Below are 20075 nucleotides of genomic sequence, written 5' to 3'. Positions count from 1 at the left end.
AAATTACTGATTTAAGATTCAGGAATCCATACACTTACATTTCCTGCGGGAACAGGGAAATTTCCCCATCCGTTTTCATCGACGGTTACTGTTTCCTCAAACCTTTTTAGGATATCTTTGAAGCTTTTGCCTGCATACTGTTTTCCTATTTCCATCGGCTTGTTGTAAGCCTCTTTATTACTGAGAACCACAGCGCATCCTGAATGTTCATCATCTCCTTCACGGGTCCATCCAAGGCAGTTGGCATCTTCAAAATAATCCCTTTGCGTACCGTAGGCGTGTTCTTTTCTTGCTTGAAGCAGTTCCTCGATGCCATCCACTTTTTCCAGGAAAATTTCCTGATCGTTACCTTCTTTATCCTTATCGATGTAATGGGCGCCATACAGGTCGGGATAAAACACACATGGATAGCCATCCTCACGAAGCAGGATCAGTGCATAGGCTATGGGCTTAAACCAGGCTTCTACCGGAGCTTCAAGGTCCTGAAGAGGCTGGGTGTCATGATTATCCACAAGGCTTACGGAATGCATGGGGTCTGCCTGTGTGAGAGTCTCATCGAAGATTCTGCGGAGGTCATAAGAGCCGCCCTCTCTGGAAGCAGTATAAAAATTATTTTGCAGTGAACTGTCAAAAAGACTCATGCAGCCTTCGGTTACCTCAATGTACTTCTGAAGAAGATTGAGCTGCCCCGGGGCCCAGTATTCCCCGACAGCAAAAATATTTTTACCGGAATTGGAGCGGAGCATGGTTAGCCATTCTTTGTAAAAATCAAATGAAATATGTTTTAGGGCATCCAGTCTTACTCCGTCAAAATCAGTCAGATTAAAATACCATTCTGCCCAGCTGTTCAATTCTTCACGTACAAAAGGATTACGGTGCTCGATATCGTTGTACATCAGGTAATCATAATTTCCTTTTTCGTCATCAATCATTTCTTCCCAGTCATTACCGTATTCCGACTGTATTTTAAAAATATGGGAATCCATACCTTCAGCATAATCCACTCCGCTGAAGCAGGTGAAGTTCCATTCAAAATCAGAATATTTTTTTCCTCTCCCAGGAAATGTGAATTTAGTATAAGATTCTATTTCGATAACATCGGAAATAACTTTTTCCCTGTTGTTTTCGTCTACTTTTACAGCTTTGAATTTTTCAAGTTCATCCCCTCCGGCCTTATGGCCCAGGACAATATCTACAATAATCTCTATATTCTCCTTCTTTAAAGCTTTGATAGCATTGATATAGTCCGTACTGGTTCCGTATTTGGTAGGAAGGCTTCCTTTCTGGTCAAATTCTCCCAGATCATACAGGTCATAGGCATCATATCCTACTGAGTAGCCTCCGTTAGTCCCTTTATAGGCAGGGGGAAACCATACAGACGTGATTCCTAATTTTGCCAGATATGCAGCCTGTTTTTCTGCTTCTTTCCATAATTTTCCTTCTCCTTCAGAATACCAGTGGAAAAACTGAATCATTGTTTGGTTCATAAAAATAAGGTTTGGTTCCTACAAGATAGTGAAAAATTTTCACCTGTCAATCCTCAAATTCTTCAAACGGGATTTTTAGTTGAATAGAGACCTGTTTTTTTTCTTCCGTATTGAGATGGGAAAGAGAAAGCCCGAGTAACCTTACAGGCTTATCGAAAGGCCGGAGTTCCCATAATTTTTTCCCGGTATTAAAATACTGCTCAGGCGAAGTAAAGTACTCTTCCTTGGTAAAGCTTCGTGTAAAAAGTGAGAAATCCTTATACTTGATCTTTAAAGTCAGGGATCTTCCCAGGATATTGTTTTTTTGCAGCCGCTGGTGAAGCTCCTGGCTCAGGTGTTCCAGTTTTTCATTGATGGCCTGATCGTCAAAAAGGTCCTCAAAAAAGGTTCTTTCCACAGCAACGCTCTTCTGAATGCGGTGTGGTTTTACTTCAGAATGATGAATGCCGCGTACCACATTATAATAGTAGGAACCGGATTTTCCAAAAAGCTTCACCAGTTCTTCCAGTGTTTTTTTCTTTAAATCTTTTCCTTTATAAATCCCTAAACTAAACATTTTGTTCGCAGTAACCCTACCTACACCGTAAAATTTTTCTACCGGCAGCTCCTCAAGAAAACCTTCGATTCTATCCGGATGAATTGTTTTCTGACCATTTGGTTTGTTGATATCTGATGCTACTTTTGCCAGGAACTTATTGACGGAAATTCCTGCAGAAGCGGTCAGCCCTGTTTTTTCAAATATTTTCTGGCGGATTTCCTTCGCAATCTGATTGGCAGATTCTATGTCTTTCTTATTTTCAGTGACATCGAGATAGGCCTCATCCAACGAAAGAGGTTCTACAAGATCGGTATATTCATGAAAAATTTCCCGGATCTGTTTTGATATTTCCTTATACCTTGCAAAACGGGGATGTACAAAAATAATGTGCGGGCATTTTTCTTTAGCTGTTTTGCTGGGCATGGCAGAACGGACTCCATATTTTCTAGCTTCATAACTTGCCGCTGAAACTACGCCCCGGTGTTCTCCTCCTACAGCAATAGGCTTTCCCTTTAAAGAGGGATTGTCATGCTGCTCCACAGAAGCATAAAATGCATCCATATCCACATGAATAATCTTACGGATGGGAAAAGAAGAATCCATACCGCAAAGATATGGATTCATTTATTTTGGAATTGAATTCTGATTATATTTTCATCCTCATCGTAGTGAGTAGTGAGTCAAACCCGGCTTTTTCATAAGCCTTTACAGCGGATTCATTGTGGGAATAAACATCCAGCCTTACTTCTGAAATGTCTTTAGATTTTGCCCAGCTCAACAGTCCGTCAAGAATCAATTTGTTGACTCCTTTTCCCCTATGCTCAGGCTTTACATACATAAATCCAAGGTAAGCATAGCGATCAAAATTTGAATAATTATTATCAGGTGTTTTAATCCGTGCATATCCGGATGCTACGATTTCAGCATTTTCTTCCGCAACGAGTACAAATGCATCTTCAGCCTGTATCAGTTTAAGCAGATCATAGTAATGAATTTCTCCATCAATAAGTGTGCTGTTGAATGGCCTTTCTGCGGTAACAATTCCCTGTTCAAATTCAAGAAGGACCTTCAGATCCTGTTCTGTGGCTTCTCTTGTAATCATTATTGTAGAAGGCGGTTAATGGTTTCCTGTAGTTCCGGATCTTCCGGGGAAATAGCATAATATTTTGCAATAGAGGATTTCTGGTCTATAACCATATATCTTGGGATCCAGTTGAGGTCGATATAATTATTAAAATCATTTTTCCAGCCTGAAGCAAACCAGTAATTGTCTTTGTCTTTCATATTGAATCTGTCGAGGCTTTTGTCAAAACCTTCTTTCGATCTTTCCAGGGAAAGGAATACGAAATCTACATTCGGGTTGTTCTTTTCAAGTTCTTCAGCTTTTGGAAGTGCTTTTAAGCAGTCTCTGCACCATCCGGCCCAGAAATCAATGACTAAAACTTTTCCTTTATGGTGATCAAGAATCTGCTGGATGGTAATGCTTTTTCCTTCCTCATCTTCAAGTTTCTGTACCAGGGCTTCTTTGGTAAAGCTGGTTTTAAGTACTTTCGGCTGCTGTTGTGCGTAGCCCAGCCCGAAAATACTGATCGTAAGAATTAATGCTAACTTTTTCATTCTTTCAATTTCATGTATACAAATCTAAACAATGAAACGCAATTTATAATTGATTTTTTATGAATTAGGAAAAATTTAAGAGATTGAGAATTTCTATAAAATCTATTGGTAGTTTCTGATCAGGCCTTTTACTACAGCAATCACATTTGGCATTGCTTTATTAGCTGCATTCAGAACCTCTTCATGGGAAACAGGAAAGGCAATATCCGGCCCGCCGAGATCTGTAACCACCGAGATGCAGAAAACATCCATGCTCATATGTCTGGCAACAATTACTTCGGGTACGGTGCTCATACCTACCATATCACCACCAATAGCTTTAAGCATGCCATACTCTGCGGGTGTTTCAAAAGTGGGGCCTTGTAAAGCTACATAAACTCCCTGATGAACTTTAATATGATGATCAGCGGCGGCTTTTTCAGCGGTTTCGATCATTTTTTTGTTGTACGGTTCACTCATATCCACAAAACGCGGCCCGAATGATTCGATATTTTTGCCCCGAAGCGGATGTTCAGGCATCATATTGATATGGTCTTTTAAAATAACAAGGTCTGCAATACGATATGCGGGGTTAATACCGCCACAGGCATTGGAAAGGATGAGGTTTTTGATGCCTAACAGATGGAAAACCCTTATGGGAAAAGTTACCGTTTCCATAGAATGGCCTTCATAATAATGGAAGCGCCCGCTCATCATCAGGACTTTTTTGCCTTCCAGGGTTCCGTAAATTAATTTTCCTCCATGCCCGGCAACAGTCGTTTGAGGGAAATTAGGGATTTCAGGATAGTCTAAAATGTGAATAGCTTCTACTTCATCCTGTAGTTTTCCCAGTCCGGATCCCAAAACAATCGCAAAGTCCGGAGTTTCTTTGATAATATTGTGAATGAAATCTGCAGTCTGCTTAATTTTTTCTAACATAATCTAAGATGATTTGGTTGAATTCTTCCTTTTTATCAATAATGACATTGATAGGCCAGTAGTAAACAATTTCTCTAAGATAGTCAAAAGTTTTCAGACGTACATAATCTTTCTCTGTGGTCAGGATCAGTTTGTATTCGCCCAGTTTTTTATATTCTGCAGTAATTTTTTTGATATCATCATCTGTAAAATTATGATGATCCCTGAACTTTAAATGGGTAACTCTTTGGGAAAACTTGGCCAGATGCTCAAGAAGCGGTTTTGGATTGGCAATTCCCGTGATCAGAAGGATGTCATAATAGTTCAGGTTGTTGTCCGGAAGCATTTTGTCTTTTCCGTACACATTTTCGTCATAACCAATGGATGAAAAGAATACTTTTTGGTTATAAGAAGGTTTGATCCTTGAAATATAGTAACGTTTGGTTTCTTCGGTGAGCTCATCGGGACATTTGCTGATCATAATGATATCTGCCCTTTTGGAGCCGTTTCTGGATTCCCTCAGATCTCCTGCCGGAAGAAGGTGGTCTTTAAAATAAGGATCATTAAAATCCGTCATCAGAATGTTGAATCCTGCTTTGATTGCCCTGTGCTGCATGGCATCGTCTAATACAAGGACATCAAGGTCCATATCTTCGATCACTTTTTTGGCTCCGGGAACTCTTTCTTCCGAAACTGCAATAACGAAACGGTTTTTGAAGCGTTCAAAAAGCTGCATGGCCTCATCGCCTACAATTTTATAATTGCTTTCGTAATTTGTTACTTCATAGCCTTTCGTCAGTCTGCCATAGCCACGCGAAAGAACCCCTGTTCTGTAATGTTTGGACAGGAATTGGGCAAGATACATCACCATAGGCGATTTTCCGCTTCCGCCCACAGAAAGGTTGCCGACATTAATTATCGGAGTCTTGAATTTTGTCGTTTTAAAAACGCCCAGATCATACATTGTGTTCCGGATACCCGTTGCCAAATGATAACCGAGGGAAAAAGGATAAAGGTACCATCTTTTCATACGTTTGCAAAAATAGGGAATTTCACAAGGATTTTGAATAATATTCTCGAAGACTTTTCAACAAATATTTCATTAAATTAAAGTATTTTTGTTGAGTTATTATAATACATTGAGATACTTTATTGAATTTTCTTACAACGGAAAAAATTATTTCGGTTATCAGATACAGCCGGACGCCATTTCTGTACAGGAAGAACTGGAAAAAGCACTTTCCACCATATTAAGGGAAGAGATCAAAACCACAGGAGCCGGAAGGACGGATACAGGAGTTCATGCCAAAAAGATATTTGCGCATTTCGATACGGAAAAAGCAGCGGATCAGATGAATCTGCCTTATAAGCTAAATAGTTTTCTGCCACCCGATATTGCCATAAAAAGAGTCTTTCAGGTGAAAGATGATTTTCATGCCCGTTTTGATGCCACCTACAGGACGTATGAATATTATATTTCCCTGGCGAAAAACCCCTTCACCCAGGAATCGGCATGGCAGCACTGGAAAAGACCGCTGGATATTCACAGAATGAATGAGGCATGTAAAATTTTATTTGAATATGAAGATTTTACAAGCTTTGCCAAATTAAAGACCGACAATAAAACCAATATCTGTAAAATATACAAAGCGGAATGGGAGCAGGAGGGAACAGAACTTAAATTTACGGTTTCCGCAAATCGCTTTCTCAGAAATATGGTCCGTGCTATCGTGGGAACGATGGTGGAAATTGGAAGCGGTAAAATAAAACCCGAAGATCTGCGAAAAATTATTGAAGATAAAAACCGTAATGCGGCCGGAACTTCAGCTCCGGGACACGGACTATTCCTTGTAGATGTAGGTTATGAATTTTAGTTCCATCATAAAATTTCCGTGATTTTACGGATGCTCTTTTGTTTTACCGCATTGAAAAAAAAAGTACTTTAGCAACCGATGGTTATTCCGTGAAAAATACTGTATTATTTTCATGCCGGATGGCTGAATGTTAAATATATAAAACACAAATTATGTTATCAATTTTTATTCTTATCGGGGCTTACAGGTACTATGCACAGCTTGCTGAAAGATTCGGGAAAACAAAATGGCATTATGGGCTTCTGGCGATCGGGGTATATCTTGGAACTCAATTGGTCTTTGGTTTTTCTTATGGAATTTATAAAGGACTTACAGACCCAGATGCTGTAGATAATATGAACTATACAGGCTTTTCCCCAATCAGTATTGTCAGCTGGATCATTTCAATTGCGGCCGTATATGGAGTTTATAAGCTTCTTGAAAAGAAATTTGTGAAAGAAAACATCAGTAAACCTTCTCTGGAAATTGAAAAAATCGGAGATAAGGATTTATAATACAGCTTTGTGGCTTCGGGAGCCTCAGCCACCAGTGATATAGGGATACTGGTTTTCTGGCCAACAATTCTAAAATCTCTAAAACTTCAGGAAAAGCGGCTGAAAAGTATTTAAACAGATAGAATACAGCTTACTATATTCATTGTATAAATAATTCTTATCTGAAATTTTCTATGACGATTTGATGAACTTCTACAGGCTTTCAAATTTTAAAGTATTATTTTTGCATAGAATTTTAAATTCTTTCTTCAACTCGTACAATGAAAAAACAAGATACCTGGGGGATTGTTAAGAGGCTGTTCTTTATAGGAATGAAATTCCGGTCCTGGTTCATCCTTACTTTAATCATTTCCGTTTTACTGTCCGTGGTTTCTACCTACAGGCCTTATCTTACTATGGAGGTGGTGGATAACGACATTACCAAGCTGAGGGATAAAGCGATGATGATGAAGCATATCTACATGCTGATAGGTTTGGTGTTTGCAGAAACTATTTTAAACTTTTTCCTGGTTTATTTTTCAAATTATATTTCACAGAACGTTATCCGTGACATCCGTGAAAGGCTTTATGCAAAGCTGATCTATTTCAGGACATCATTTTTTGATAAAACTCCGATCGGGCAGCTTGTGACCCGTGCTGTAGGAGATGTGGAGACCATTGCTACCGTTTATACCGACGGTTTCCTTATGGTGTTCGGGGATATCCTGAGAATTGCCTTTGTTTTGGTTATGATGTTCAGTACGAACGTGCATTTAAGTTATATCACACTTGCAATACTTCCATTAATGGTTGTGATTACCAGATTTTTCCAGAAAAGGCTGAAAAAAGCTTTCGGAGATGAAAGAACATGGACGGCCAATCAGAATTCTTTTGTTCAGGAGCGTTTGGCGGGAATGTCGATTATCCAGGTATTCAACAGGCAGGAAGCTGAATTTAAAAAGTTTGATGACATTAATATTACCCTGAAAAGTGCTTTGCTGAGAACGGTTTTCATTTTTTCATTATTCTTTCCTGTAGTAGAGCTTATTTCTTCTTTATTTATCGGGTTTATCCTGTTTTATGGAGGTTATATTACCATCAGTGCGGGTGTGGTTATTGCATTTATCCAGTATATTTCCATGCTTATCCGTCCGCTAAGGCAGATTGCAGACCGTTTCAACAATATCCAGAGAGGGATTGTAGGAGCGGAAAGGGTATTGGGTGTAATGGATGAAGATTATGCGATGCCAAATACGGGAACGGTAAAAAAAGACCACTTTGACGGTAAAATTGAATTCGAAAAAGTACATTTTGCTTACGATGAGAAGCAGGAGGTATTGAAAGGAATCGATTTTAAAGTAAATCCGGGAGAAACAGTAGCCATTGTAGGAGCAACCGGAGCAGGAAAATCTACGATTATCAGTCTTATTACGAGGCTTTATGATATTAATTCCGGGAACATCAGAATTGATGATGTTGATCTGAAGGACTATGAGCTTTACAATCTGAGAAGCCACATCGGAGTTGTTCTTCAGGATGTATTCCTTTTCCACGGAAGTATTTTTGAAAACCTTGCCTTTGGGGATGAAAGCATTACGCTGGAAAAAATCAAAGCGGGAGCAAAAGAAATTGAAGTAGACCAGTTTATCGAGCAGCTTCCGGGAGGTTATGATTTTGTGGTGAGTGAAAGAGGCTCTTCTATTTCTTTAGGTCAGAGACAGTTGCTATCTTTCCTTAGGGCTTATTTATCAGACCCTAAAATCCTGATTCTGGACGAGGCTACTTCTTCTATAGACCACGAAAGTGAAAAGCTGATCCAGAGAGCTACAGAAAAGATCACCAAAAACAGAACTTCTATCATCATTGCCCACAGGCTTTCCACCATTGAAAAGGCAGATAAAATTATTGTCATGGAGCATGGTAAAATTGTAGAAGAAGGGAAGCATCTTGAACTTCTTGAGAAGAACGGATATTACTCAACCCTTTACAAAGCGCAGCTGAGACATGAAGTGGAGCTGGAAGAAGAGAAATAAAAATAAAAACAACATAATAAAAGAGAGCTTTAGAAATGAAGCTCTCTTTTATGTTTTTTAACCACAGATTTATATCTTTTTAAAGCTACAGAAAATAAAATTCTGAACGGTTCCAAACGGAGTTGTATGATCCTGAGTGAAACATTTTATTTTCGTAAAATCTGATCTGAATCTTTCAGTCAATGCAACTTCATCATATTGCCGGATATCCAGCCCGCTGCATTTTTTCGGTCCGTCTTTTGAAAAAGTTCCCAGGACCATAAATCCTCTTACCCATTTCGCGGCCGTATCGGTGTATTTTGAAACCTGTTCCGCATTTGTCAGAAAATGAAAGGCAGCCCGGTCGTGCCAGATATCGTAAGTTTCCGAAGGTTCAAACATCGTAATGTCTGAATGAATCCATGTCACCTGGTCAGCTTTTTCTCCCAATCTTGTTTTTGCCTTTTCCAAAGCTTTAGCAGAAATATCGAGAACAGTAATGTTTTTGTATCCTTCCTCAAGAAGAAAATCAACCAGATTACTGTCTCCGCCGCCAATATCGATGATTCTGGCTTTTTTTCCCAATCCGAAAGAACGGATAAGATCAAGGGATACTTCCGGTTTTTCCTGTGTCCAGCTTACCTCGTCCGGATTTTTGGTTTCATAGACGTTTTCCCAGTGCTTTCTGCTGCTATCGTTCATTAGTAGTTAATCTTTTAACTGATTGTTTATTTCTTCAAATTTATCAATTAATCCGTTAATTTTTGCCTGCTGCTTCTTTATTGTTTTCGGCCTTAAATAGAACCAGTTAATGGCTATCCATACAAAAGTAACGACATATGTTGTTATTGCGTAGATGAGCTTCATTCTTGATGTATATTCGTACATGTAAAGATAGATTCCTATGAAGAGAAGAATGAAATAAAGGTTCAGCATGGTGGTCTGCATGAACTTCTGCCTGTTTTTCAGCAGATACAGGCTTTGCAGATACTCATTGTTGGTCAGATTATTATCAAGCCTGTAAAAATTCATAAACAATTGATTATAGGCAGTTAAAAAAATAACCATAGCCACGATAACCACTACAATTCCAATTTTAGTTGTCAGCATCTGAGGCTGATAATAATACCATATCAGTCCGATGAATATGCAGGTTATGATCAGTAAAATATTGGTGGCGACAAGTTTTCTTATGTTTTCCTTTTTAAAGCTCTTCAGTTTGCCAAGCAGCTCTTCTATACTGGGTTTCTCAGCAGTCTGCTGTTTCCAGAGGTTTTTAAAATCTATATCAGTAGCCATTTTCTTTGAATCTTTTAGTTAATTTTTCTTTTATCCTGTGGATCTTTACCCGTATGTTTGACTCAGATAATCCTACGATGCCTGCAATTTCTGCCTGCTTTACTTCTTCCAGTTCCAGGGAAATAATAATCCGGTCCGTTTCCGGTAACTCAGAAATATACTTGTAAAGAAGCTGTATCTGTGGCTCCAGGGATTCCTGCTTTTTTTCTTCAAGATTAACAGGAAGGTCTGCTTTACTGAACTTTTTCTCCTTTTCAATCTGCTTTAAACAGTTATTCGAAGCAATTCTGAAGATCCATGTCCCGATACCGGATTCATTCCTGAATTTCGGAAGCTGCTGCCAGACAATGATGAATGTTTCCTGTGCGAGATCCTGTGCGAGCTCGGAATTGTTTACATATCCCATGCATAAACGGAATATTTTCTGCCAGTACAGTTCGTATATATCCTCAAATACCATTATTTGGATAATAAGAAGTTATTTAACTGTTCCAGATACCATTCCTTGTCGTCGTACATAATAAAATGCAGTCCTTTTGAAGCATATCTCATATCAGCATTTTTTAAATTTTTATATTGATTTTCAATTGCCGGTTTAAAATTAACAAAATAAGATTCCAGAAGCACTAGGGCAGGGCACTGTATATGCTGGATTTTTTCCCTGAGATCAGTATTGGAGAAATCACAGTACATTTTTGCGAACGTTGCCCTGTCCGATTTCATACTCCAGTTCACCACCGTTTCCTGCATGGAAGGATCTGCTACAAGTCGTGGAATAGCACCGGTCTGCATTTGTTTAAATTGTTCATCCGTCATAGCCTTTAATGTATTTACGGTCACAGTACAGTCGTTATTCTCTTTAGCTTTAAAGTTTGGATCTGATAATGCGGCGAGACAGGGAAGGGCATCTACAACAACTATTTTTGAGATGAGTTCCGGATAATCTGCGGCCAGTGCCATAGCCAGGCTACCTCCCATGCTGTGACCGATAATAACAAGTTGTTCAATTTTCTGATCTTTGATGTAAGCTGCAATTTCGTTTTCCCAATTTTTAAAGGTGGCATCAGGCTGAGGTTTTACTCCTGCAAATCCTGCCATAGTGAGTGTATAACAGGTAAAATCCTTTTCGAATTTCGCTGTCGTATCATTCCATACTTCTCCTGAAGAGGCAAACCCGGGAATAAAGAGAATAGATTTTTTTCCTTTACCTGACTTTTTTATCTCAAACGGATAGTTCTTGGTTTGACCAAATATATTGCATGCTGCTGCAAAAACTAACATCAGGATAAAGAAGATTCTGTATTTTTTCATTTCTATAAAATTTTAAGGTGAATTTGTCTTTTAGAGGAGTACTTTCTTAAAATGTTACAGGATATTTAAAAATATTTATAAGGATATTTAAATTTTGATGTTATTATAAATCTGCAATCCATTTGTACATAATCCTTTGTATGATTTTCAACAACATTTTCGGGAAAAAATCATCGCCCCTTAAAAATATTTTATACTGTTTATTGGAAATAATTAATTTTCCCTTTATTGATAGTAGTTTCAAGCAATTTTTCAGGGAGAAGTGATGAGTTTAAAGTTATTTGATCATTGTAAAAAAATATAAAATCGCTACAAAATCGTTAATTTGAGTAAAAAAATAGCATTCGCCTTGTGATTATATTGAAAAATTCACTATTTTTATTACAAATTTAGAGTGGCCCCGCTTTACTGAAGGGGCAAAAGTGTAAAGTTGATTTTTTTTAACTAAAATCCAAAAATATAAATGAACAATATACAAGATGAATTTAAAGTCTTTAAAGACGAGCTGAAAAAACTGAATATCGACGTACAGAAAGTAGTGAAAGTAGGGAACGGAAGCATGGATTTTCATGAGGTTTTTTACAAGTCACCCAGATACCAGGAAATAAAAAGTGTATATGTCCAGCGTCATAATCTGGATAGCATGGTGGAGAAATTTAAAAAGGCTTACCATTAAGATATAAAAGATGGCGCCGCAGAGAATCTGCGGCGCTATCTTTTATATGTTTGTTTCCTAGTCCTTATCCAGAGCTGAGGTTTTCTTAGTGTCCTTCATTCCCGCATAAACGATTAACGAGAACAAAATACATCCGGTAATATACCAGTAGAAGTATGGTTCTGTTCCGGACTGCTTGAACCAAAGGGCAATATATTCGGCTGTTCCTCCGAAAATAGCTACTGTAAGAGCGTATGGAAGTCCTACGCCAAGAGCTCTGATCTCTGACGGAAAAAGTTCAGCTTTTACCACTGCATTAATAGAAGTGTAGCCACTGACAATAATCAAGGCGGCCATGATCAGGAAAAATGCAGTCCACATCGATGTTGTGGTGCTTAAAGCAGTGAGAAGCGGAACGGTGAACAGGGTACCCAGAATACCAAAGCCTAGAAGCAACGGCCTTCTTCCGATTTTATCGGAAAGCGCTCCGAAAGCAGGCTGCAGACAGGCAAATATAAATAATGAGACAAACGAGATCAGTGTCGACTGTTCTTTGGTAAGATGAACAGTATTGACTAAAAACTTCTGCATGTAAGTTGTGTAAGTATAGAATGCCAGGGTTCCGCCTAAAGTCAGTCCAACTACTGTAAGCAAGGCTTTAGGATGTTTCAGAAGCTCTGTAACAGTTCCTTTTTTCTTTTCATTAACCTCTTTTTTGTTTTCAAAAGCTTCGGTCTCATGAAGATTAGCTCTCAGGTACAAAGCAATCACCGAAAGCAGTGCCCCAATCACAAATGGAATTCTCCATCCCCATTCTTCGAGCTGAGTTTCCGTTAAAAGTAGTTTTTGCAGAATCAATTGAATTCCTAACGCGATCAGCTGCCCGCCTATAAGCGTTACATACTGAAAGCTTGAATAAAAACCCCTGCGGTTTTCTGAAGCCATTTCGCTCAGATAAGTGGCGGAAACACCATATTCACCACCGACACTTAATCCTTGTAATAGCCTTGCAAGAAGCAACAGGGCAGGTGCTAAAATTCCTATAGTCTTATAAGTGGGGGTAAGTGCAATAAGAAGCGAACCAAAAGACATCAGCAGGACAGAAAGCGTCATCGCTTTTTTTCTTCCGATTTTATCGGCAATACTTCCAAATACCCAGCCGCCGATTGGTCTCATCAGAAAACCTACGGCAAAGATACCTGCTGTATTCATCAGCTGGGCATTAAGATCCGAATCCGGAAAAAACGAATTGGAAAAATAAATGGCAAAAGCAGCATAGGCATACCAGTCATACCACTCAACAAGGTTTCCGATAGATCCGCCTACGATGGCTTTGATTCTTTGAGCGGTAGTTATAGATGATGAATTCATAAATAATAGAGATAATGAGCCAAGATACAAAATTCAGGAAATTATTAAACCGTCCTTAAAAGAACGGTTTTCGGTGCTATTTAATTATCATTTTAAAACCTGTAACCAATAGACAGTCCACTTCTGAAGCCTGCCCACGGCCCGTCCACTTTTACTTTTGCTCCATTGGCATTGGTTTCTACTGTGTAATCTACAAAAGGAATATCAAGGTTTTCAATTTCTTTTTTAAGCTGGGCCTGCATTTCCGGGGTTAATGTATAATTGCTGGTCATGGTGAAATCGCCTTTTCCGCTTCCGTAATGGGCGCCTGCGATCCAGAAATCCAGCACCAGATTCTGGCTTCGGGTAAGAAAGAATTGTACGCCTACCATTAGCCCGCCACTGTTTCCGCTGGTGCTTCCCTGGCCTTTAAGCGGTATCTGATAAGTATTTCCATCAATAGCATCATAATCGTAATAAAAATCAAAGCTGTTGGACGAGACGTCGGAATACCGGTAATAAGGGGCAAAATAAAAACCTTTTCCATATCCTTTTCCAATGTAAAACCTTGGTTCGATAGTGAAGTTTGTGGCCTTAACCCTCAGATTCTGAAATCTTTTTTCATCTTCATCTTTCAAAAAGGCATTAATGAAGGGTACTTTCCCCTGAGTCATTGTTCCAAAACCTATATTGAGAGAAAACCATTGGTTGATCGCTCTTTCGTAAGACAGGTTGATATTTCTGAAGGCATAGGCTGTCACATTCGTTTTGATTATATTCATTTTTTCGGTGGGAACAGCCTGAAGTTCCTGTGCATCTGCTTCTGAAAACAGAAAACAGGGAATTAAGATGAGGAGCTTTTTCATGACTTTATATTTTGTGATGTAAAATAGTATCAGCAAAAAACGGGCAATAAATCAATAATATTTCAATATGATTCAATTTTTTGCTTTAAAGTGTTTAAATGATTATTGTTAGTGCTGTATTATTAATGTGACAGATACAGAGGCTTGAAACCTAGTGGTTTGTCTTTATTTTTCAATAAAAGCTTAAAAGCGATGTAACAAATGCCGGATCTTATATGTCTTATTTTTATCAAAATCATTTTATTTCTGAATATGAAAAAAGTTCTATATCCTGTGTTTTTCCTTTGTGGAGTTTTTGTGTTTTCGCAGAAAGCCGCAAAAAATGATACTATTGGACAGGGAGCCACAAAAGAAATCCAGGAAGTGATCCTGAAATCTCAACGTAAGAAACAGTTTGCGGACAAATCTGTTTACACTTTTGATAAAGAGGCTTTGGAGAAAGCAAGATATGCAAAAGACCTGCTGCAGACTTTGCCGGAACTGCAGCTTGACCCTGTTTCTAATACGATCATAAGCACGAAGGGCGGAACTGCTCTGTTTCTGATCAATGGGATAGAGGCTACAGATCTTCAGATCCGCAGTGTGGCCCCAAGTGAAGTAGTAAGAGTGGAGTATTATGATATTCCGCCTGCGAGATGGGCTTCAAGAGCAGAAACAGTGATCAATATTATTACAAAATCCAATGAAACAGGCTATGTTTTTGGAGTAGATACCATGTCTGGATTAACCACTGGATTTGTGAATGCATCTGCCTACGCTAATTTTACGAAAGGGAAGAATAATTTTGGACTGGAATATTTCTTTAATTTAAGGGATTACGATGACAGACAGGTTCAGAGCATTTATGATTATCAGCTGAATGGCGAGCATTACCGTTCGGATGAGAACAGAAAAGATCATTTCGGATATACTTCTCAGAATATTGCTTTGCGCTATACCCGCATGGTTCCCGATCAATATGCTTTCCAGGCTAAACTGAATATGGATATCCTAAGCAGGTTTTCAAAAGGCACCGGAGAAAGTGTATTTACCAAAGATAGCTTCAGAGAAGAGCATGAAATGTTTAAAAACAGCGGCTCAAGTTATGCTATTCCTAAGCTGGATCTGTATTATTCTAAAAAGATTGGTTCTAAGGATGAACTCAGCTTAAATGCGGTAGGCTCTCATTACAGCACCAATACAACTGAATCTGCCAGAGAGTGGATTGTTCCATCTGAAGTTTCGGTGTACGACAACGATATGATCCTGAAAACCGAGCAGACTAATTTTGTCGGTGAACTTGCCCATACCCATGATTTTAAGGCGGGAAAACTTTCTTCCGGCTACCGAATTTCAAGCACTGCTATTTCTAATGATCTGAATAATCTTGCAGGGCATTCGGAATACAGCGTTAATTATCTGGAGCAGTATTTTTATACAGAATTCTCAGGGAAAGCGGATAAATTCAGCTACAGAGTCGGTGCGGGACTTACGAATATCCATAATAAAAGTGCGGCAAACACTTTCGATGAATGGTCATTTACTCCTAAGGTTATTTTAGGTTATCAGCTTAAAAACAATCAGAGTCTGAGATTGACAAGCAGCTACAGCCCTACAAGTCCTTGGAGCAGCGCACTCAGCAGTAACGTGGTTCAGCTGGCACCGAACATTGTGCAGAAAGGGAATCCTTTTCTCAAGTCCCAGCAGAATTTTTCCAATAATTTAATTTATTCTTTTAATAATAAGAAATTCGATTTTAATGCTTCCCTTTTCTACCGGTATACAGATCGTGTGATCAATCAGTATTATGTTCTGGATGATACTTTCGGAGGTTATGCACTGACTTATGAAAACGGGAAAAATTCCCAGCGGTATGGGATACAGCTGTCCGGCTCCTATAAGCCGTTTGGAAGCAGTCTGCTTGTAATAAAGGCTGTACTGACACCGACTTCAGAAACTTTAAGAACGAGTAAAGGTGCACTGATCAAGAATGATTATCTAGCGAATAATTTTTCGGTTTCTTCAGAATATAAATCGTTCAGTGTGCAGTATATGGTAAACATTCCGGTGTATACGCTTAGCGGAGCTTTCCTTAATACCAATGAGAACCAGAATCACTTCTTTGCCAGTTACAGGCTGAAAAGCTGGAGTTTTACCGCAGGAATGTACTGGATCGGTATGCCTTCAGAATATAAAACAAAAAGTCTACCGGAAAGTCTGGTAGATTATAATGTTCATACCAGGATTATGAATAACAAATCGATGTTTGTTCTGGGAGTTAGCTTTGATTTCTCAAAAGGAAAGAAAACAGAACTACAGAGAAAGTTGAATAATGAAACAGCTCCTGCGGCTACTTTTTAAAAGCTGTTTTTGAATGTTAATAAGAAATCCCCGTTCCTTTGTAGGAGCGGGGATTTTGTTTTTATTATTTCTTGATGAACTTTGTATTCTTTGTGTCTGCAGCATTTTTTCCGCTGATCTCTATGAAATAAGATGCTGGCGGAAGATCTGAGATTTGAATGTTTCCGGATTTTACCTCTGATGTTTTAACCAGTTTCCCATCCAGGCTGTAAATATTTGCTTTGGAGTAATTATCTGTATTTCCTTTGAAACCGATAAAATCCTGTGCAGGGTTAGGATAAACTACTAAATTTTCTTTTTTTACTGTAGTATTGCTGGTTGACAGGAATGCTTCGTTTAAAGCTAATGCAGTGCCTACTGTCTGGTTGATGCTCAACAATGGAACACTGACGTTTCCGCTTGTAGAATTTAGCAGGGCATATCTGTGAGTGGCATCGTAATAAGCATAGGATGTATTGGTAGCCGTTCCGATAGGGTTAGCATAAACAACATCAAAAGATGAATATAGATTAAGGTTCTGCGTATATTTTACTCTAAGAACATTAGTATATGTCCGATTACCTATAATCAGGGTTCCGTAAGCATCAGCCTGTGCACTCATTGTACCGCTGAATAATCCGTTGGCAACAGATGACGAGAAAGTCCCTTTAGCTGTGTCATTTTGTGCCGGTCCATAAGTAGTAGGATAATTGTTATAAGTACCATTGTCTACACTGAAATTTAAGGTAAGCTGTGGATTTATAATTCCTGTAATTTCCAGTTTAGTCGCAGAAGCTTTATAATAAACGGTTGTTGTTCCGTCTATCATTTTAATGGTAGAACCCGGAAATGTTGTTATTTCAGCAGAAGTAGGAGTAGAATAAGTCGTCACTGACGAAATTCCCATGGTAAGGCCTCCGTTTGAAAACGTAGTGTTGGCTCCTGTTGCGGAATTGTTTACGGGTCCGGTTACATGATTGTAGTTGATAACGTTTCCGGAAATAGGGTCGTTGGCTGCTTTTGTAAGCGTGATCTGCGCAGAAAACAGGGCAGATGCTCCTAATAAAAGGAGTAAAGATTTTTTCATGGTTAAGATTTTTTTTGTAAAAATAATTAAAATATAGTATTGAAATGATAATTTTATTTGTTTTTGGTTAAATTTTTAATAAAAACGCCTGCTGATCATATCAGTAGGCGAATTTGTGCGTTAAAAATGTTTAAAGTTTAATTGCTCATTACCATTTTACGGTAAGCATAAATATCTTCAATGGTCACGACGCTCATCTCTTTTTTGACAGCAAAGTCTACAATTTCAGGAAGTCTTGCCATAGAACCGTCTTCATTCGTTAGTTCACAAAGTACGGCATCGTCACCCAGATTGGCCATTTTTACAAGATCTACGCTGCCTTCCGTATGGCCGCGTCTTTCGAAAACGCCGCCTTTTTTAGCAATCAGAGGGAAAACATGCCCCGGACTTGCGATATGATCTGCCACTGCATTTTCTGCTACAGCCGTTCTGATCGTTGTTACACGGTCCTTAGCTGAAACCCCGGATTCAACCCCTTCTTTGGCTTCAATAGAAATGGTAAATGCTGTCTGATTTTTGGAATTGTTGGTTTCCACCATCGGACGGAGGTTCAGGTGCCTGCTTTTTTCCTCTGATATACATAAGCAGACGATTCCGCTGCATTCGCGGATCAGGAGTGCCATGTCCTTTTCTGTAATGGTGGATGCGGGAAAGATGATATCGCCTTCATTTTCGCGGTTTCATCATCTACCAGAAGAATTCCTTTTCCCTGTTGTAATTTTAGAAGTGCATTCTCTACACGTTCTGTGGAGGTTGCTCCAAATTGTTCTAATAATTTTTCCATGTTATTTTACTTTTAAAAGTTAAAATAGTCTTCGGTACATGGAAATGAAATACGGCACAATAAGCCCGTAAGGAATCTTACTGACCGTTTCATTTTCTTCTCCCATCCAGACTTTAACTGTCGGTTCCGGAATTTCACCAGATCAGTCCCTTCCGAAGAAAGGAGTCGCGGACTGTAACCGCCGGTAGGGAATTTCACCCTGCCCCGAAGAAAACTTATACTAAGTTTTACTGTATGTTCTGATTTAAAATTTTTATTTCATTGATTATTTTTAACGCACAGATCCCAAATTTCGGGAAGTTTTTTGAAATAGGGAAGAAATTTACCTGATTTTGCATTTTGATTCCTATTGCTGTATTATTCCCTCAATATTTTTTCCATTTTCTTTCCCTTCGCCAGCTCGTCAATAAGCTTGTCCAGATACCGGATATTTCTCATGAGTTCATCTTCAATATCTTCCACCCGGTATCCGCAAATAACGCCTTTGATCAATACAACATTGGGATTGATCTTTGGGGCCTGTTCAAAAAAGGTTTTAAAATCGGTTTTGTTATCCAATATTTCCTGAAGGCTTTTTTCATCATATCCGGTTAGCCAGAATATAATTTCATCAACTTCGGATTTGGTGCGGCCTTTCTTTTCTGCTTTTTGAATATAATGCGGATAGACACTGGCAAAAGCTGTAGTGTAAATTCTGGTGTTCTGCATGGCATTTAATTAATTGTCATTTAACTCTTTAAGAATATCATCAAGAACTTTGTTGAATTCTTCAGGTTTTTCCAGCATAGGGTAGTGCCCTGTTCCGGACATTTCAATGTAGTTGTAATCTTTTAGATACTTTCGGTTGTTTTCAATATTCGTGGGAAAATTATCCGAGTTGATGGCTCTTACCGGGACCTGGATTTTCGACGCTTCTTTCCTGAAATCTTTTTTATACAAAGGCTTGAGAAGCTCAACGGCAGTTTCTGCAGGGTTTTGAAGAAATTCATCCTGTAATTTCTGTCTTACATCCGGCGGCGTTTTGTCTGTAAAAAGGTATTGTGGAAGGATGTTTTCAACTGCATTTTTAAAATCGGCCCGGTAATGTACATACAGAACCTGCTCAACCTGTTCTTCTGTAAAAGTTTCATCAAGGTTTTTAACGGTATCTATCAGGATAATTGCTTTTGTTTTTGGAATTTTTGAAGCTGCTTCAAGAACATAGGCTCCTGACATCGAATGCCCCACAAGGATAATTTCCTGTGACCTGATCTGGTCGGCTACTGCTTTGATGTCATCTGCATACCGTTCACTGCTCCATTCTGTTCTTGAGGTATCTGATTTCCCGTGTCCTGCAAGATCCATCTGAATGATGTGATAACTGTCTTTGAAATATTCCAGCTGACTGTTCCACCATTCTCCATTGCCGAGCCATCCGTGTACGAATAAGAGGGCAGTATTTCCTTCTCCGCTTTCTTTATAGTGAATGTTCTGTCCGTCCGAAGACCGTGCATATTTTTCCATAAT

At 38.9% G+C, this 20075-nt stretch carries 20 protein-coding genes, 1 pseudogene and 1 riboswitch; of the genes and pseudogenes, 5 read left to right on the top strand and 16 right to left on the bottom strand.

Annotation, left to right across the window (positions count from 1 at the left end; translation table 11 throughout):
• Positions 1-11: 11 nt before the first annotated feature.
• The 6 genes from BUB03_RS17830 to lpxK all read right to left on the bottom strand — a co-directional run bounded on the left by BUB03_RS17830 (position 12) and on the right by lpxK (position 5569).
• Entirely contained in the window at positions 12-1487 is a 1476-nt protein-coding gene (locus BUB03_RS17830) for an alpha-amylase (RefSeq protein ID WP_073065719.1), read from the bottom strand.
• 46 nt (positions 1488-1533) lie between these two features.
• The gene (gene dinB, locus BUB03_RS17825; RefSeq protein WP_040997374.1) at positions 1534-2628 is read right to left on the bottom strand and encodes a DNA polymerase IV; all 1095 of its coding nucleotides are present in this window, start codon (positions 2626-2628) and stop codon (positions 1534-1536) included.
• 43 nt (positions 2629-2671) lie between these two features.
• A complete protein-coding gene (locus BUB03_RS17820; protein WP_073065716.1) occupies positions 2672-3127 on the bottom strand; it encodes a GNAT family N-acetyltransferase in 456 nt (151 codons plus the stop codon).
• Complete coding sequence (locus BUB03_RS17815; RefSeq protein WP_040997370.1) at positions 3127-3642, bottom strand: TlpA family protein disulfide reductase; 516 nt, start codon at positions 3640-3642, stop codon at positions 3127-3129. The genes BUB03_RS17820 and BUB03_RS17815 overlap by 1 nt, the downstream gene beginning before the upstream one ends.
• Before the next feature lie 102 nt (positions 3643-3744).
• Positions 3745-4560 carry a purine-nucleoside phosphorylase gene (locus BUB03_RS17810; RefSeq protein WP_073065714.1) on the bottom strand — a complete coding sequence of 272 codons (816 nt, stop codon included), beginning with the start codon at positions 4558-4560 and terminating at the stop codon, positions 3745-3747.
• A complete protein-coding gene (gene lpxK / locus BUB03_RS17805; protein ID WP_073065711.1) occupies positions 4544-5569 on the bottom strand; it encodes a tetraacyldisaccharide 4'-kinase in 1026 nt (341 codons plus the stop codon). Before lpxK ends, BUB03_RS17810 begins: the two co-directional genes overlap by 17 nt.
• An 88-nt stretch (positions 5570-5657) precedes the next feature.
• Between lpxK and truA the strand changes: the two genes are divergently transcribed.
• From truA to BUB03_RS17790, 3 genes are all read left to right on the top strand, one after another.
• Positions 5658-6413, top strand: a complete 756-nt coding sequence (truA, locus tag BUB03_RS17800; RefSeq protein ID WP_228417927.1) for a tRNA pseudouridine(38-40) synthase TruA — start codon at positions 5658-5660, stop codon at positions 6411-6413.
• Positions 6414-6565: 152 nt separating this feature from the next.
• Entirely contained in the window at positions 6566-6907 is a 342-nt protein-coding gene (locus BUB03_RS17795) for a hypothetical protein (protein WP_040997362.1), read from the top strand.
• Between the two features lie 260 nt (positions 6908-7167).
• Positions 7168-8919, top strand: a complete 1752-nt coding sequence (locus tag BUB03_RS17790) for an ABC transporter ATP-binding protein (protein WP_073065706.1) — start codon at positions 7168-7170, stop codon at positions 8917-8919.
• Positions 8920-8988: 69 nt separating this feature from the next.
• On the opposite strand, the gene BUB03_RS17785 is transcribed toward BUB03_RS17790, so the two are convergent.
• The 4 genes from BUB03_RS17785 to BUB03_RS17770 are packed head-to-tail and all read right to left on the bottom strand — an operon-like array spanning position 8989 to position 11508.
• Positions 8989-9600 carry a class I SAM-dependent methyltransferase gene (locus BUB03_RS17785; RefSeq protein WP_073065704.1) on the bottom strand — a complete coding sequence of 204 codons (612 nt, stop codon included), beginning with the start codon at positions 9598-9600 and terminating at the stop codon, positions 8989-8991.
• Positions 9601-9606: 6 nt separating this feature from the next.
• Positions 9607-10197 (bottom strand): hypothetical protein, encoded by a 591-nt coding sequence (locus BUB03_RS17780; protein ID WP_073065701.1) that lies wholly within the window; start codon positions 10195-10197, stop codon positions 9607-9609.
• On the bottom strand, positions 10187-10657 hold the full coding sequence (locus tag BUB03_RS17775) for an RNA polymerase sigma factor (protein WP_073065698.1): 471 nt from the start codon (positions 10655-10657) through the stop codon (positions 10187-10189). Before BUB03_RS17775 ends, BUB03_RS17780 begins: the two co-directional genes overlap by 11 nt.
• Positions 10657-11508, bottom strand: a complete 852-nt coding sequence (locus BUB03_RS17770) for an alpha/beta fold hydrolase (RefSeq protein WP_073065696.1) — start codon at positions 11506-11508, stop codon at positions 10657-10659. The genes BUB03_RS17775 and BUB03_RS17770 overlap by 1 nt, the downstream gene beginning before the upstream one ends.
• Positions 11509-11971: 463 nt before the next feature.
• On the opposite strand from BUB03_RS17770, the gene BUB03_RS17765 reads away from it, so the two are divergent.
• Positions 11972-12184, top strand: a complete 213-nt coding sequence (locus tag BUB03_RS17765; protein WP_073065694.1) for a hypothetical protein — start codon at positions 11972-11974, stop codon at positions 12182-12184.
• Between the two features lie 57 nt (positions 12185-12241).
• Here the strand turns inward: BUB03_RS17765 and BUB03_RS17760 are convergent, their stop codons facing one another.
• Positions 12242-13534 (bottom strand): MFS transporter, encoded by a 1293-nt coding sequence (locus tag BUB03_RS17760; protein WP_040997347.1) that lies wholly within the window; start codon positions 13532-13534, stop codon positions 12242-12244.
• A 92-nt stretch (positions 13535-13626) separates the two neighbouring features.
• A complete protein-coding gene (locus tag BUB03_RS17755) occupies positions 13627-14379 on the bottom strand; it encodes a DUF3575 domain-containing protein (protein WP_040997345.1) in 753 nt (250 codons plus the stop codon).
• A gap of 252 nt (positions 14380-14631) precedes the next feature.
• On the opposite strand from BUB03_RS17755, the gene BUB03_RS17750 reads away from it, so the two are divergent.
• Complete coding sequence (locus BUB03_RS17750) at positions 14632-16719, top strand: TonB-dependent receptor plug domain-containing protein (protein ID WP_073065779.1); 2088 nt, start codon at positions 14632-14634, stop codon at positions 16717-16719.
• Between the two features lie 64 nt (positions 16720-16783).
• Here the strand turns inward: BUB03_RS17750 and BUB03_RS17745 are convergent, their stop codons facing one another.
• From BUB03_RS17745 to BUB03_RS17730, 4 genes and pseudogenes are all read right to left on the bottom strand, one after another.
• Entirely contained in the window at positions 16784-17785 is a 1002-nt protein-coding gene (locus BUB03_RS17745; RefSeq protein WP_073065693.1) for a T9SS type A sorting domain-containing protein, read from the bottom strand.
• A 137-nt stretch (positions 17786-17922) separates the two neighbouring features.
• Positions 17923-18569, bottom strand: a pseudogene (gene ribB, locus BUB03_RS17740) (3,4-dihydroxy-2-butanone-4-phosphate synthase).
• Between the two features lie 90 nt (positions 18570-18659).
• A riboswitch (FMN riboswitch) is annotated at positions 18660-18785 on the bottom strand.
• Positions 18786-18926: 141 nt separating this feature from the next.
• Positions 18927-19277 (bottom strand): DUF2200 domain-containing protein, encoded by a 351-nt coding sequence (locus BUB03_RS17735; protein ID WP_040997339.1) that lies wholly within the window; start codon positions 19275-19277, stop codon positions 18927-18929.
• A 9-nt stretch (positions 19278-19286) separates the two neighbouring features.
• The gene (locus BUB03_RS17730) at positions 19287-20072 is read right to left on the bottom strand and encodes an alpha/beta fold hydrolase (protein ID WP_073065690.1); all 786 of its coding nucleotides are present in this window, start codon (positions 20070-20072) and stop codon (positions 19287-19289) included.
• Between the last annotated feature and the right edge of the window lie 3 nt (positions 20073-20075).

The sequence above is a fragment of the Chryseobacterium oranimense genome (assembly GCF_900129755.1).
In the GTDB taxonomy this organism is placed as follows: domain Bacteria; phylum Bacteroidota; class Bacteroidia; order Flavobacteriales; family Weeksellaceae; genus Chryseobacterium; species Chryseobacterium oranimense.
The sequence above is the reverse complement of the archived record's forward strand: the minus strand, read 5'-3'. Positions and strand labels throughout refer to the sequence as shown.